This is a genomic window from Bradyrhizobium sp. B120 (assembly GCF_049075665.1).
Classification (GTDB): Bacteria; Pseudomonadota; Alphaproteobacteria; order Rhizobiales; family Xanthobacteraceae; genus Bradyrhizobium.
In genome coordinates, this window is sequence record NZ_CP185242.1 from 3,458,745 (window position 1) to 3,474,302 (window position 15,558).

Consider the following 15,558-nt stretch of genomic DNA (forward strand, 5'->3'; position numbering starts at 1 on the left):
ATCCTTCGGGGAAGTTGCGTTCGGCCGTGGGCGATAGTCACGTGGAGAAATGAATGTTCGCTGGAAACGGGCGAAAGACGGGCTGCACAACATCGGACTTTGCGTCCTGGTGGTTGCTTCGCTCGCTGCTCCAGCAGTCGTGAGCGCAGCGGATGGTCCGGCGGTCGACGGACCGTCGCCAACGTCCTTCATCAAGGCTCAGGGAACGCGCTTCACGGCTAACGGAAAACCGTTCTTCGTGGCCGGCGTGAACAACCACTATCTCACCTTCGGGTCGCAGCAAGAGGTCACCCGCGTTCTCGATGACGCGGTGGCGATGGGCGCCAACGTGGTCCGCACCTTCCTTCAGCCCGTGATCGGATCGCTCGACGGGAGCATGGTGACGATCTGGCAGTGGCGGGTCGAGGCCGACGCAAGCGATCTCGGCGTCAAGGGGACCTATCTGCTTTATTGGGACGATCGCGAAGGCGGGATGGCCTTCAATGACGGCGCGAACGGGATGCAGAAGGTTGATTTCCTGATCGCCGAGGCCGGCAAGCGTCACCTCAAGCTGATCGTCGCCTTCCTGGACTTCTGGGCCTATACCGGCGGCGCCCAGCAGATGCGGGCCTGGTATGGAAGCCAGGACAAGTCCGGATTCTTCTTTCGCGACCGGCGCACGCGGCGCGACTACATGAGCTGGGTTCGCCACGTCGTGCAGCGCGTCAATTCGTTGAGCGGGATTTCCTACCGCGACGATCCGACCATCATGGCCTGGGAATTGATGAACGAGGGCAATGCCAGCCCGGAGAGCTTGCGGTTGGCCTGGACCGCCGAGATGTCCGCCTACGTCAAGTTCCTCGATCCCAATCATCTGGTCAGCTCGGGGCACGCCAATGTCTCCGACAAATTGTCGGACCTTTCGATCTCGACGCTCGATTTCGGGACCTGGCACGGTTACCCGCTGTTCTACAATCAGACGGTTCAGCAATTCGGCGACAACATCACCGAATTCTGCCAGCTCGCGGCGCGCGCCAACAAGCCCGTCCTCCTCGAGGAGTTCGGCTACGCCCGCTCCAATCCGGATGCTGCCGCAGCCTACGCCGGATGGCTCGACAAGATCGGGCACGATCCCAATTGCGCCGGCTGGGTGGTCTGGCGGCTGGTGTCGCGTCAGGACAGCGGGCGCTTTCCCGTCGACGAGCATGACCAGTTCGATATCCGCAATGACGGAAGCGCGATCTGGAACGTCTTCAAGGCGGCGACCGCGCGGGCGAAGCAATCTCGCGAGACCAGCGGCGCCTCGGACAGCGGATGGAAGACGCCATGATCGACGCATCCGTGGTGATCTGCGCGCACACGCTCGACCGCTGGAGCCAGCTGCAGCGCGCCGTCGCGTCCGTCCGCGCCCAGACACGTGCTCCCCGGGAGATCATCCTGGTGGTCGACAACAACGAAGCCTTGCGCGCGCGTGCCGCGCGGGAGATCAGCGGCGTCACCGTTCTTGCGAACGCCGGTCAACCCGGCCTGTCGGGTGGACGCATGACGGGGGCGGAGCACGCCACGGCGTCGGTCATCGCTTTTCTGGATGACGATGCTGCTGCCGACCCGTGCTGGCTTGAGGACCTGCTGGAAGCCTACCAGGATCCAGCGGTGCTGGGGGCGGGGGGACCGGTGCTGCCATCGTGGCAGGCACCGCCGCCTTCCTGGTTTCCAGCCGAATTCGGCTGGGTCGTCGGCTGCACCTATGCCGGCATGGATGTGCAGGACGGGCGCATCCGCAACCCGATCGGCGCCAACATGTCGGTGCGTGCCGACGTGCTGCGGCGCGTCGGCGGCTTCACCTCGGATCTCGGACGCCGCAAGCTCGGATTTTCCGTCAGCGGTCGCGCGAGATTCGGCGGCAAGGCCGAGAGCTGCGAAGAGACCGAATTGTGCATCCGGGCCTCGCGTCTGTATCCCGGCGGTTACTTTGCATATCGGCAGCGGGCGCGGGTGCATCACGTCGTGCCGGCCAAGCGTGCCACCTGGACGTACTTCGTCCACCGCTGCCTGATCGAGGGCACCGCCAAGGCGGTATTGAGGAATATCGCGGGGTCCGGCGACGGGCTGAAGACCGAGCGGCGCTACGTTCGCGAAGTCCTGCCGCGCGCCGTGGCGAGCGAACTCATGGCGGCCATGCGCGGCAAATTCGCCGCCGCGCGGCGGGCCGGAGCGATCATGGCCGGCTTCAGCCTTACCGCGTTTGCTTACGCCACGACACGTCTCGGCGGAATGGCCGAAGCCTTGTCACAGCAACTGTCGTCGCGCGCGCAGATCCGGAGATCCTAGCCCGGCGCCATGGCGGCGTTGCGCGGAAAGTCTGTTGGACCGAAACGGTGACTGACATGATCTTGTTGACCGGAGGCGCTGGCTATATCGGCACTCACGTCTGCATCGCGCTGCTGGATGCGGGATTCGATGTCGTGGTGGTCGACAATCTTTGCAACAGCAACCGAGCCTCTCTCGATCGCGTCGAATCGATATGCCGACGACCGCTAGCGTTTCGTTGGGTCGACATCCGGGATGAGGAAGCCGTCTACGACATACTTCGTACCCATGGCGTGACCGCGGTGATCCATCTTGCGGGGCTGAAGGCCGTCGGCGATTCCAACGTCCATCCGATGACCTATTACGACAACAATGTCGTGGGAACGATGCGGCTGGTGTCGGCAATGAAACGGGCGAAGGTCAAGACGCTTGTCTTCAGTTCGTCCGCGACCGTTTATGGCATGCCCGCCTATCTGCCGCTCGACGAAGGGCATCCCCTGGCGCCGACCAACCCATATGGTCGCACCAAGCTCTTCATCGAGGAAATGCTCAAGGATCTTTATCGCTCGGAGGACGATTGGCGCATCGGCATCCTGCGCTATTTCAATCCGGCTGGCGCGCACGAGAGTGGCCTGATCGGCGAAGATCCGATCGGCGTTCCGAACAATCTGGTGCCGCTGGTGGCGCAAGTCGCGATTGGAAAGCGAGCGAAGCTTCGGATCTGGGGCGACGATTACGACACGCCGGACGGCACCGGCATCCGCGATTTCATTCATGTCGTCGATCTGGCAGCCGGCCATCTCAGCGTCCTGCGCCACCTCGAGCAGCCCGGGGTGTTCACGGTCAATCTGGGAACGGGAAGCGGCAGCAGCGTTCTGGAGGTGGTGCGCGCATTCGAGGCCGCGAGCGGCCGGCCCATTCCGTATGAGATCGGAGAGCGCCGGACCGGCGATGTCGCGGTTTGTTGTGCCGATCCGACATTTGCGAAACAGACGTTGCATTGGAAATCGGCGAAGTCGTTGGCGCAGATGTGCGCGGATCATTGGCACTGGCAGCTGAAGAACCCCGACGGATACCGCCACATCTAATTTCGTGAGCGGTCCCGACGTGTCACCGCACGCGTGACGACCTGGACGATGGCGATTCGGTCGGGACGTCAAAACCCCTGTCGCAAGTCCCCTGAGAATTTAATCCCAATCGAAATATGGCTCGAGCGCAACGCTTTTCCTGAATGAGGCGTGGCACGGCGCAAAAGGTCTGTGTGAAGTTCAATTTGAAACCATTTTTCGCCATACTTGATCTTTAGCCAACCGACTAGCAGTCGAGGGGGCGTACCTCGAAATCTCCACTGCGTTGGAATGTGCCCGCGCCATCACGCGCGGCGGGCATGCGGTATGTCGCGCGATTCGCGGCAGTGGAATGGTCGCGCAATTCGCGACAGTGGAATTCTTCGTTCACTTTTTGGAAGGAACATGGAATGGCCCTGGCCGCGCCAGCAGGTTTTACGTCGAGCAATCTCGTTTACGAGGAGAATTTCTCCGGCACGACGCTCGACAGTTATTGGCATCCCTACATCACGAGCCGCGCCGCAAACGGCTGGCCGTGGAATAGCAATGGATCAGGCAGCGGGCCGGGCGGCCCGTTGGATGTCGATTATGATATGCCGAGCCAGGTGACCGTGAACAACGGGATCCTGGATCTCACAGCGATCAGGCAGCCTGTCAGCGGCATCAATGGTGGCACGCCTCAGACATTTCCGGTCACGTCCGGCGCCGTCAGCAGCTATGGCAAGTTCGAATTTGATGGCGGCTACCTTCAGATCAGCATGAAGGCGCCGAGCGGCGACGGTGCATGGCCGGGGCTTTGGCTGTTGCCTGGCGCGGGATCGAGCGGCGGCGACAATTTCGAGATCGATATGCAGGAGGGGGGATATACCGGTTCGGGGCCGGCAAACCAGGCCTTCGCCTGGCACCTTCACACGCCCTCCGGGACGGTCGGCGGTGTTATCGACACCGGCATCGACCTGACGGCCGGCTTCCATACCTACGGCATCAATTGGGTGCCGGGCAAATCCATCACCTGGTATCTCGACGGAAAGCAGATGGCGCAGGTGACCAGCGCACAGGTGCCGATTCCGAACGAGCCGATGGAATTGATCATGAGCAATCAGGTCGCGAATTCCAACGCGGCCGGCTGGCATACGGCGTTCGATAGTTCGACCCCGTCGACGATGCAGATGCAGATCGACCAGATCCAGCTCTATCAGGCGGCCGGGGGCGGCGACACCGTCACGGGTGCGAACGTCACTCCTTCGACCCCCACCCAGCCGACTACGCCACCGGTCCAACCGGCGGTGACCCAGGCTACGGCCTCGCCTGGGACAGGAACCGAGCACGTGGGCGATACTGCGACATTCACGCTCGGCTTCAACGAAGTCGTGAATGTGACCGGCACGCCGACGCTGTCGCTCAATGACGGAAGCGTTGCCACCTATGTCAGCGGTTCGGGGACCAGCACGCTCACCTTCCGAACGACCGTCGCACCGACCGATACTGCGACGTCGGCACTTGCGATCACCGGGGTCAACCTTCCGGGTACTGCGAGCATCAAGGACGCCAGCGGTGTCGCCGCCAGTCTTGCCGGCGCGGTGAAGACGTTCGCCGGTCTCCAGGTCGATCCGACGACCGCCACGCCGCCGACTCAGCCGACCACGCCCCCGATCCAACCGGCAGTCAACCAGGTTGCAGCTTCGCCGGGGACGGGGATCGAGCACGTGGGCGATACCGCGACATTCACGCTCGGTTTCAATGAATCCGTGAATGTGACCGGCACGCCGACCCTGTCGCTCAATGACGGAAGCACCGCCACCTATGTCAGCGGCTCGGGAAGCAGCACGCTCACCTTCCGGACCACGGTCGCGTCGACCGATACGGCGACTTCGGCACTTGCCATCACCGGGGTCAACCTGCCGGGCACGGCGAGCATCAAGGACGCCAGCGGCGTCGCGGCCAATCTTGCCGGCGCGGTGAAGACGTTCGCCGGTCTCCAGGTCGATCCGACGCCCGTCGCGCCGGTGCTCGCGATCGCGGATACCTCGCTGTGGGTGAACGGAAGAGGCGGGACCGTCGACCTCGGAGTCAAGGTCACAACCGCCGATTCCAACGACGCTGTGACCGTGAACATTCAGGGGCTACCGAAGTACGAGACCATCACCGACAACCTTGATGGCCGTACATACAAAGGAAGCAACATCACGCTCACTGCTGCGCAGGTCGACAGCGGATTGACGTTGCAGTCGAATTACCGGGGTGGCGGTCATCCGGTCGCCACGCTCACGCTCACGGCAAGCGGAAAGGACCCGACGACGGGCTCCGTCACGACATCTACGTCGCAGAGCATCACGGTGACAGATCCTCGTCCTGCGACGACCACACACACGGCCTCGTCCGCGGATCGAAGCTTCGCGCTGCTGAACCAGTGCATGGCAGGTCACCACGGCCGCGGCGGTCAGGGGCAACTCGTTGCGGCCGACGCGCAGGGCGGGGGCTGGAACGAACAATCGCTTCTGACCAAGCCGCACCATTGATGCGGCTGCTCAGCCGGCAGCGTTTCCACGCCCATCGGTGGCGTGGAAACGAGGCCGGCGGTGCCGGCGGCTGGGTGCGATACCGTGTCGTCCTTTGTGAATGCATGAAAGGGAATTGTTGAAGTCGGTCCCGTGACCGCAGAACGATAGAGCTGACAAATGGCGATCCAGAATGGAAATGCCGATGCCGCAGATTTCGGGCTCCGAGCCCTGGTCTTGTTCTTGCGGCTTCATGGTGTGAAAGCCGAATCCGACAAGATCCGCGATGTTTGCGGGAGTGGGACGATCGGTATCCGCGCAATGCTTCGTTGCGCCGGTGAATTCAATCTCAAGGCACGCTCGTGGACGACGGATTGGACGCGGCTTGCGAATATCCGCTTGCCGGGAATCGCCGCGCTGCAGGATGGCGGATTCTTGCTGCTCGGAAAGGTCGACGGCAACGAAGCGCTTGTGCTGCATCCTTCCTCGCCGCATCCGAGGCGCATCACGCGCGCTGAATTCGAGGCAATCTGGGACGGTCGTCTGATCTCGACCGATGCACGGCACGTCGCGCAGCGGGCGTTTCATCTGCTCGCCGGCCTGGGCGTCCGCGGGCGCAATGTGCTGCGGAACCTGCGCGAAAGCCTGGTGCGGTACGTCCGTGAGCACCGGATGCTGGCGCGCTGGTCCGGTCGACGCGACGCTGCCGCTGAAGCGAGCTCAATTGCGCGCGGCGACGGCGATGATGAATCGGGGGCGATGGCGCTGGCGGTCCTGCTGCGCTGCCATGGAATCGCGGCCGACCCGGATCAAATTCGACATCGGACCGGCACGGACCGCCTCGGCGTGACCGACATCATACGTTGTGCCAGGAATTTTGGGCTGAAGGCCCGACTGCAAAGGACGGACTGGAATCGGCTCGCCGTGACGCCGCTGCCGGGGATCGCCGTGTTGCGCGACGGAGGATTCCTGATTCTCGGCAAGATCGTCGACGACAAGCTCCTGGTTCAGCGTCCATTGCTCCCGCAGCCTCAGATGGTCGACCAAGCCGAACTTGAGGCGATGTGGGATGGCGACATCATCCTGATGACGCGGCGGGCTGCCCTGACCGACACCGCCCGGCGCTTTGATATCGGCTGGTTCGTCGGCGCAGTCCACAAGTATCGCCGCTTGCTCAGCGAGGTGCTGGTCGCCTCTTTCTTCCTTCAGATCTTTGCCCTCGTATCGCCGCTGTTCTTCCAGGTGGTCATCGACAAGGTGCTGGTGCATCGCGGCATGAGCACGCTCGACGTGCTGGTCACGGGCCTTGTCGTACTGACCGTCCTCGAGACCATTCTCGGTACGCTGCGCGTCCATCTGTTCGCGCACACGACCAACCGGATCGACGTGGAGTTGGGTGCGCGGTTGTTCCACCACTTGATGGCACTGCCGATCGCATACTTCCAGACGCGCCGCGTCGGCGATTCCGTCGCGCGTGTCCGCGAGCTCGAGAATATTCGTCAGTTCCTGACGAGCTCGGCGCTGACGCTGGTGATCGATCTGGTGTTCACCTTCGTGTTTCTTGCGGTGATGTTCTACTACTCGACGTCGCTGTCGTTGATCGTGCTGGCATCGTTTCCGTTCTATATCGGTATCTCAGCGGGCGTGGCGCCGCTGTTCCGCCGGCGTCTCGACGAGAAGTTCGATCGCGGCGCCGAGAACCAGGCATTTCTGGTCGAGAGCGTCACCGGCGTCGAAACGCTGAAGGCGATGGCGGTCGAGCCACAAATGCAGCGTCGCTGGGAGGAGCAGCTCGCCGCCTATGTGGCCGCGAGCTTCCGCGTGCTGAGCTTGAACAATACGGCGAGCCAATCGGTCCAGATGATCAACAAGCTGGTCGCCGCCGCAACCCTGTACTTCGGGGCCCGCCTCGTGGTCGATGGTGCGCTGACGGTCGGCGAACTCGTCGCATTCAACATGCTGGCGGTACGCGTGAGCATGCCGGTATTGCGGCTTGCGCAGATCTGGCAGGATTTCCATCAGGCCCGGCTGTCGATCGATCGTCTTGGCGACATCCTCAACACCATTCCCGAGCCGAGCTCCGGTCCCGGCCGGGCTGCGCTGCCGGAGATCCGTGGCCAGGTCACATTCGAGCATGCGACGTTCCGCTATCGCATCGACGGTCCCGAAGTGCTGCACGACGTATCGTTCAGCGTCGATCCCGGCCAGGTCATTGGTATCGTGGGCTCCTCCGGCTCGGGCAAGAGCACCATCACGAAGCTGATCCAGCGTCTCTACGTTCCGGAAAGCGGCCGTGTGCTTGTCGATGGCGTCGATCTTGCGATGGTCGATCTCGCCTGGCTGCGGCGTCAGATCGGCGTCGTGTTGCAGGAGAACGTGCTTTTCAATCGCTCGATTCGCGACAATATCGCGCTCGCTGATCCGGCGATGCCGATCGAGCGCGTCATCGCGGCCGCCTCGCTCGCCGGCGCCCACGACTTCATCCTGGAGCTGCCCGAAGGGTATGACACGGTCGTGGGGGAGCGCGGCAGCAGCCTTTCCGGCGGACAGCGTCAGCGGATCGCGATTGCCCGGGCGCTGGTCACCGATCCACGCATCCTCATCTTCGATGAGGCGACCAGCGCGCTCGATTATGAAAGCGAGCGCGCGATCCAGCAGAACATGAAGCGGATTTCCGCCGGCCGGACCGTTTTCGTGATCGCGCATCGGCTGTCTACGGTACGTCACGCCGACCGGATCATCGCGGTCGAGCACGGCCGCCTCGTCGAGGACGGCGATCATGATCAGTTGATCCGCTCGAATGGACGGTACGCGAGACTGCACCAGCTACAGGCGGGCATTCATGACGCTCGCTAGCCGAAACATCATTCCGTTTCCCAAGGCCGAGGTTCGCCGCCGCGAGCAAGAGATCGCGTTTCTTCCGGCGGCCCTCGAAATCACCGAATCGCCGCCGTCACCGATCGGACGCGCGATCGGGGCGAGCATTATCGCGGCTTTTTGCCTCGCGCTGGCATGGGCGTGGTTTGGGCACGTCGATATCGTCGCAACCGCGACCGGCAAGATCGTGCCGGGCGGGCGCACCAAGCTGATCCAGCCGTTCGAGACGGGCGTCGTGCGCGCCATCCATGTGCGCGACGGGCAGAGCGTCAAGGCCGGTGAAGTCCTGATCGAATTGGATCCGACGATGACCGGGGCGGATCAGGAGCGCTACCGGAGCGATCTCCTGGCCGCGGAACTCGAAGTGGCGCGGCTTCGCGCGGCGCTTGCTGGCGATCCGCTCGCGGCATTCCAGCCGCCGCAGGGTGCAAGTGCCGCTGATATCGATCTGCATCGTCAGTTTCTGATCAGTCAGCGCGCCGAGCAGCAAGCCAAGCTTGCCGAGATTGAGCGCCAGCAAGGCCAGAAGGAGGCGGAACGAGCGACCATTGCGGTGAATGTCGCGAAGATCCAGGCGACGATACCCGTGCTCACGGAGCGGGTCGAAATCCGGAAAACGCTTCTCGACAAGGCGCTCGGCTCGAAGGTCACTTATCTTTCGGAGTATCAGGACCTGGTCGGCCTTCAGCAGGATCTCATCGTGCAGCAGAGCCGGCTGCGCGAAGCCGACGCCGCCATGGCCTTGCTGAAGGAAACGAGGGAAAGGTCCGACGCGGAATATCGGCGGACCACCTACGATGCGCTCGCAAAGGCGGAGCAGAAGGCCAAGAGCGCCGCGCAGGAGGTGGTGAAGGCGGAGCAGCGGACGAAGTTTCAGCAGTTGACCGCGCCGGTCGACGGCGTCGTGCAGCAACTCGCTGTGCATACGGTGGGCGGCGTGGTCTCGCCCGCTCAAGCGCTGGCGGTGGTGGTGCCGAGCGACAGCCACCTCGAGATCGAAGCCATGCTCTCCAATCGCGATATCGGATTTGTCCATCCGGGACAGAGGGCGGCGATCAAGGTCGATACGTTCAATTTTACCCGTTACGGGCTCCTCGATGGAGAGGTTCTCAGCGTGTCGTCGGATGCCATTACCCGCGACAGGGCGCAGGGCGGGTCGAATGACCGGACGCCGGGAGGCGCGCAGGGCGGCAGTGAGCCGAGAGGACAGGAGCTGGAGTATGCTGCGCGCGTGTCTCTCGACCGTACGCAGATGCAGGTGGAGGACAAGCTGGTCAAGCTCGGTCCCGGCATGGCGGTGACGGTCGAGATCAAGACGGGTCGGCGCCGGATCATCAGTTACGTGCTCTCGCCGCTGGCAACGCACCAGCAGGAAGCGTTGCGAGAACGATAGACAAGCCGGCTGCCTCTGCGGGCAGCCCGGCATCGGACATCGCACATCGCATCCGTTTGCGCGGAATGGAGTCCACGCGATATCCCGCCGGGGTGACCCGGCGGGACGGCTTCAGCTATTTTCGAAGCCGGATCGCCCCGTCGATCTTTGAGCTCATGCCGTTGCGGGTGTGGCCGTTCGTAAGAGGCACTTCAAAATAGTTCGCGCCGTGGTCGATCGCGCCGAGTGGCGCCGGCCGGCTCGCTCTCGCGATCTTGGGAATTTCCCGCTTGGGCGGAAGGGGCCGCTCGGCATCGATGGTCTGATGCGCAGACCCGCTGCCGTTCGGCCAGGCCACAGGTCGATGGTGCAAGCCCCAGATCGCTGCCTGTGTTCTGTTCTGAACCCGGATCTTGCGAAGGATCGCCTTGATGTGAACCTTCACCGTGGCTTCGGCAATGTTGATCTTGCGGGCAATGCACTTGTTGGAATCGCCTTCGATCAGGCACTGCAGAATCGAGATTTCCCGCGGCGAAAGTTGCCGGGCGAGCCCGTCTTCCGCCTGCGCGGCGACGGGATCGTCATCATTGGGTGCGGGCGTATCGTCTGCGTCGCGCTCTTCGGCATCGAGTGTGGACGTCAGGAATGCAGGCGGGAAGACCATCCCACCCATCATGACGAGTTCGATGGACTTGATGAACACGTCGCAATTCATCACGTCGATGAAGTAGCCGGTGGCACCGGCCCGAAGTGCCGCAGCCAGGTCGCTCACACGATATTGATCGGCGACGACGGCGACGCGTCCATCCGCGTGACGTCGTTTGAAGGAATCGATTTGCTCGATTGTCGGGCGAAAATCGTCGCCGGTGTGAACAATAAGGAGCAGCAATGCCTGACTGGCGGTGGTCTTCTGGAGCGCATCGTCGCCAAACAGATCGTCGGCATCGGATATCGAAGTCAGGACTTGAAAGCTCTCTGAATTCAGAATTCTGGCAAGACCTTCCTTACGAAGACTATTTTCGCCAACAAGCACAATAGCAAAAGGATATCGCCGTCTCATGGAAACTCTCCCGGACGCTACAATGAAACCATGGGCTGGTCGGTTGAAACCGGCTCATTTTGTTGATGATCACCCAGCTAAAAAGGACCACGTATGAAAAAATGCTTCCTCGGACTTGACCGAACGAATCGACGAAACTGAGGACGAAAAAGTCCAGAGCCCACTTCTAAATATTTACGAATGTTAGATGCTAATCCCCAATATCCCTATATACCGTTGGTTATAGACATTTGTTTCAGACGTCGTCGGCTGTTTCAGATGTCGACCGTCATAGGAAAGCCGGTGGTTTGATGGTCGCGCGCGCCGGGCACCGTTGACGAACACTCGCTTTGGGTGAGTCGGCTCTGCGCTGCGATCACGCGTTGCTGAAAATATGCCTGTTGGCATGCTCAGGCAGTAAATTCACGGGCTTCCGCGACAACAAAACCTTACGAAGAAGCTTCGTATTAGAGTAGCTTATTAGTCAATTGGGCGCCGAGCTGAACTGGAGGGACTGAAGGTCGGTCGTAAAAATGGATTTTAGTCGTGTGGTGATTGCTAGCAGATATCCGGTTGTTTTATTGGGTCTGAATTGCCTGCTCGAAGCAGAACGTGATTTCAAGGTGGTCGCTCGTTGCAATGACACTGCGAGCTGTTTCGAAGCAGTACGGGGTCTAGCGCCCGATATAGCCATTCTGGACATGTCGATGCCTGACATTCTTGAGCAGGCAATGATCGACATTGGAAAGTCCGGGATGCCTGCTGTGCGCCTCGTCTTTCTCGCTACCTCCGTCGAGGATCGCGATCTCGCGACGCTGGCCGCAGCCGGAGCTTACGGCGTGATTCTCCACGACGAAGAGCCTGAGACTCTCATGCAAACATTGCGGCAGGTCGCGGACGGTCAGCGGATGCTGCCGCCGCCCTCGTGCGAGGACGCGATCTCCCGTGCGCAAACCGCGATGCCGGAGAAATATCTTGCGATACTGACGGAGCGTGAGCGGCAGATCATGAGCCTGGTGTCGGAGGGCCTGTCGAACAAGGAGATCGGCCGCCGTCTGAAGGTGGCTGACGGCACCATCAAGGTTCATCTGCACCACATCTTCCGCAAGCTCGAGATCAGCAACAGGACAATTCTGGCGACGCTCGCCGTCTCCTATGCAGGGCCAGGCGGCTCTCCATCCAGCTGACACCGGGCCCTGTGAAGGGCGGTCATATGCGGCGGCGACGAAGGCCTATCGATCGCGGTCGTTGATTTGACAGAAGGGTGCGGCCCTCCGTCCTTGCCGCTGAAACGATCGCCGCCGGTCCTCACCATCGCTTGAACGCTGATGCATCGATGACGATCACCCGCGATGGTCGACCGGTTCGGCCGCCCGCATAATCCAGACACATTGCTACCCAGACGAACCCGAGCGCGACCGCGCGCACGTGTCGTGCGCAGCTTGCGGTTTTCTCGGGCCAGGGACCGGAGGCGTCTTGCCCGCCGAATGGATCGCGCGAGCGACGATCGCTGCGGATCACCTGCCTGGTACCGGCCCGTCCTGTTGCGGTTTCCCCGCCGCAGCGACGATTGACAGGCAATTATTACATGTATAAAAATATGCAAATTCATATAATATGAGATGCCCGAATGGACGCGCATCCGCTCAAGCTCAGAGTGCAGTCGATCGTTGCGGAGACGCCTGTCATTCGCAGCGTCGTGTTCGGCGTGGAGGGCGGTGCCGTGCCGGCGTGGCAAGCGGGCGCGCACATTCGCGTGTTGCTGCCGGGCGGGGGAGACCGGCCGTATTCCCTGATGGCATTGCCGGACCTGCCTGAAGGCGCCGTTGCGCTGGGGGTGCTACGTGAGGAGACGTCGACCGGCGGCTCGCAGTTCATGCACGCACTTCAGATCGGCGACGTCGTCAGCGCGACCGCGCCGGTCAACAATTTCGGTCTTCATGCGGGCGCCGCGCCGGCGTTGCTGTTTGCCGGCGGCATCGGGGTCACGCCGATCCTGTCCATGGCGGCGGTGCTGAAGGCGCAGGGGACCTGGTTTCGCCTGCACTATGCCGGACGAATGCCCGGGCTGCTGGCGTTCCTGCCGCAGTTGCAGGCGATCTGTTCGGAGGGCCTGGCGGTTCACTACGACAGCGATGCGTCCCGTCTCGATATCGCGGCTGCGCTCGGCGATGCGCCCGCAGATGCCCACGTCTATGTCTGCGGGCCCGCCGGCATGATTGACGCGGTGAAGGCAGCGGCGCTCGCCAGCGGCATCCCGGCAGACCGCATCCATTTCGAGCTGTTCAAGGCGGAGCAGTCCGGCTCCCCGAACCGGCCGTTCGAGGTCGAGCTCAAGTCGACCGGGCAGATCATCACGGTCGCGACCGATCAGAGCATCATCGAGGCGCTGGAAGCGGCGGGGCTCGACGTGCTCTATGATTGCCGGCGGGGCGATTGCGGCATCTGCCAGTGCGGCGTGATCGCAGGCGTACCCGATCATCGTGACGTCATTCTCAGCGACGACGAGAAGGCGTCCAACAAGGTCATGCAGATCTGCGTGTCGCGTGCGAAGTCGGACCGGCTGGTGTTGGATCTCTGAGAGGAGGCAAGAGGCGCCATGGCGAAATACGGAAAGAATGCCCGCGCAATCGGCGGGCTCGTGCGCGACGCCGAGGTGCATCGCGACGTCTATATCGATCCCGAGGTCTTCGAGCTCGAGATGGAGCATCTGTTTCCCAACAGCTGGATCTATGTCGGGCATGCCAGCCAGTTGTCGAAGGCCGGCGATTTCATCACCGCCAATATCGGCCGGCAGCCGGTGGTGGCCAGCCGCCATACCGATGGTTCGATCCACCTGTTCTACAATCGCTGTCCGCACAAGGGCGTCAAGATCGCCTCCGAGCCGTGCGGCAATACCGGAAAGTTCTTCCGCTGTCCCTACCATGCCTGGTCGTTCAAGACCGACGGCTCGCTGCTGGCGATCCCGCTGAAGAAGGGCTACGAGGGCACCGGATTTGCCGACACCCAGGCGAGCGGCGGGCTGTCGCGGATCAGGAACGTCGTCGTCTACCGCGATTTCATCTTCGCGCGCCTGAGCGAAAACGGCGTCGGCTTCGAAGACTATTTCGGTGAAAGCCTCTCGACCATCGACAACATGGTCGACCGCTCGCCGCAGGGGAAGCTGGCCGTCGAGGCCACGCCGATCCGCTACATGCACACCTGCAATTGGAAGATGCTGGTCGAGAACCAGACCGACACCTGCCATCCCATGGTGGCGCATGAGAGCTCGGCCGGCACCGCCATCAAGGTCTGGCAACGCGAGCAGGGCGATTCCACGGAGAAGCCGATGGCGGTGCAGCTCTATGGCCCGTTTATGAGCCCGTACGAGTTCTACGAGCAGAGCGGCATCCGGATCTGGCCCAACGGTCATGGCCATACCGGCGTCGCCAATTCCATCCATTCGAACTATTCGGATGTCGAAGGTTATCTCGACCAGATGGTCGCGGCCTATGGCGAGAAGCGGGCCCACGAGATTCTGGGAGAGGTCCGGCACAACACCGTCTATTTCCCGAACATCATGGTGAAGGGCGCGGTGCAGATCCTGCGCAATTTCATCCCGATCGCGGTGGACCGGACGCTGGTGGAGAGCTGGGTCTATCGTCTGGTCGGGGCGCCCGATAAGCTCTACGAGCGGGCGCTGATGTACAATCGCTTCATCAACGCACCGACCTCGATCGTCGGCCACGACGATCTTGAAATGTATGAGCGGGCCCAGGAAGGGCTGAAGTCGAACGGCAATCAGTGGGTCAACCTGCGCCGGCTCTACGAGAGCAACGAAGCGCCTGACGTCACCGTGGTCATCAACGGCACGTCGGAGCGCCAGATGCGCAACCAGTTTCATGCCTGGGCCAAATTCATGACCATGGACATGGACCAGCCCGGCGAGGCCGCCGAATGATCAGCGAAAAGACCATCACCGATTTCATCTATCGGGAAGCCGACCTGCTCGACACCATGCAATGGCAGGCGTGGCTCGACCTGTTCCACCCGGATGGGCGCTACTGGATGCCGCTGGAATGGCAGCAGCAGGACCCGGTGCTGCAGCCGTCGCTGATGTACGAGGATCTGATGCTGATGAAGGTGCGCATCGAGCGACTGGCCGGCGAGCGCACCTTCAGCCAGAAGCCGAAGAGCCGCTGCCATCATTTGCTTCAGGCGCCGCAGATCCTCGTGTGCGATCCGGCGGCCGGCCTATTCAAGGCAAAGACGTCCTATACCTACACCGAGACGCGCGGCGACACGCTGGAGCGCTTTTCGGGCTGGGCGTCGCACGATCTGGTTCAAGTCGGCGATGACCTCAAGATCAAGCTCAAGCGCATCGATCTCGTGAATTTCGACGCGCCGTTCGGCAATATCCAGCTTTTCATGTGAGTG

11 protein-coding genes are annotated in these 15,558 nt (G+C 62.0%); 10 read left to right on the forward strand and 1 reads right to left on the reverse strand.

The annotated features are described in order from the left end of the window. Positions 1-49: 49 nt before the first annotated feature. The 6 genes from ACOIX3_RS15610 to ACOIX3_RS15635 all read left to right on the forward strand — a co-directional run bounded on the left by ACOIX3_RS15610 (position 50) and on the right by ACOIX3_RS15635 (position 10,124). Positions 50-1,309 (forward strand): glycoside hydrolase 5 family protein, encoded by a 1,260-nt coding sequence (locus ACOIX3_RS15610; protein ID WP_420970702.1) that lies wholly within the window; start codon positions 50-52, stop codon positions 1,307-1,309. Continuing rightward, the gene (locus tag ACOIX3_RS15615) at positions 1,306-2,310 is read left to right on the forward strand and encodes a glycosyltransferase family 2 protein (RefSeq protein WP_420970703.1); all 1,005 of its coding nucleotides are present in this window, start codon (positions 1,306-1,308) and stop codon (positions 2,308-2,310) included. The genes ACOIX3_RS15610 and ACOIX3_RS15615 overlap by 4 nt, the downstream gene beginning before the upstream one ends. 56 nt (positions 2,311-2,366) lie before the next feature. Then, positions 2,367-3,377 carry a UDP-glucose 4-epimerase GalE gene (gene galE / locus ACOIX3_RS15620; protein WP_420971738.1) on the forward strand — a complete coding sequence of 337 codons (1,011 nt, stop codon included), beginning with the start codon at positions 2,367-2,369 and terminating at the stop codon, positions 3,375-3,377. Positions 3,378-3,766: 389 nt separating this feature from the next. Continuing rightward, positions 3,767-5,875 (forward strand): family 16 glycosylhydrolase, encoded by a 2,109-nt coding sequence (locus tag ACOIX3_RS15625; protein ID WP_420970704.1) that lies wholly within the window; start codon positions 3,767-3,769, stop codon positions 5,873-5,875. Positions 5,876-6,034: 159 nt separating this feature from the next. Continuing rightward, on the forward strand, positions 6,035-8,710 hold the full coding sequence (locus ACOIX3_RS15630) for a type I secretion system permease/ATPase (RefSeq protein WP_420970706.1): 2,676 nt from the start codon (positions 6,035-6,037) through the stop codon (positions 8,708-8,710). Next, complete coding sequence (locus ACOIX3_RS15635) at positions 8,697-10,124, forward strand: HlyD family type I secretion periplasmic adaptor subunit (RefSeq protein ID WP_420970707.1); 1,428 nt, start codon at positions 8,697-8,699, stop codon at positions 10,122-10,124. Before ACOIX3_RS15630 ends, ACOIX3_RS15635 begins: the two co-directional genes overlap by 14 nt. Positions 10,125-10,239: 115 nt before the next feature. Here the strand turns inward: ACOIX3_RS15635 and ACOIX3_RS15640 are convergent, their stop codons facing one another. After that, positions 10,240-11,163 carry a LuxR C-terminal-related transcriptional regulator gene (locus tag ACOIX3_RS15640; RefSeq protein ID WP_420970708.1) on the reverse strand — a complete coding sequence of 308 codons (924 nt, stop codon included), beginning with the start codon at positions 11,161-11,163 and terminating at the stop codon, positions 10,240-10,242. Positions 11,164-11,675: 512 nt separating this feature from the next. Between ACOIX3_RS15640 and ACOIX3_RS15645 the strand changes: the two genes are divergently transcribed. From ACOIX3_RS15645 to ACOIX3_RS15660, 4 genes are all read left to right on the forward strand, one after another. Then, positions 11,676-12,329 (forward strand): LuxR C-terminal-related transcriptional regulator, encoded by a 654-nt coding sequence (locus tag ACOIX3_RS15645; protein ID WP_420970709.1) that lies wholly within the window; start codon positions 11,676-11,678, stop codon positions 12,327-12,329. Between the two features lie 443 nt (positions 12,330-12,772). Next, complete coding sequence (locus ACOIX3_RS15650; protein WP_420970710.1) at positions 12,773-13,723, forward strand: PDR/VanB family oxidoreductase; 951 nt, start codon at positions 12,773-12,775, stop codon at positions 13,721-13,723. A gap of 18 nt (positions 13,724-13,741) precedes the next feature. Continuing rightward, positions 13,742-15,082: an aromatic ring-hydroxylating dioxygenase subunit alpha gene (locus ACOIX3_RS15655; protein ID WP_420970711.1), complete on the forward strand. Its 1,341-nt coding sequence runs from the start codon at positions 13,742-13,744 to the stop codon at positions 15,080-15,082. Further along, positions 15,079-15,555 carry an aromatic-ring-hydroxylating dioxygenase subunit beta gene (locus tag ACOIX3_RS15660; RefSeq protein ID WP_420970712.1) on the forward strand — a complete coding sequence of 159 codons (477 nt, stop codon included), beginning with the start codon at positions 15,079-15,081 and terminating at the stop codon, positions 15,553-15,555. Before ACOIX3_RS15655 ends, ACOIX3_RS15660 begins: the two co-directional genes overlap by 4 nt. Positions 15,556-15,558: the final 3 nt, after the last annotated feature.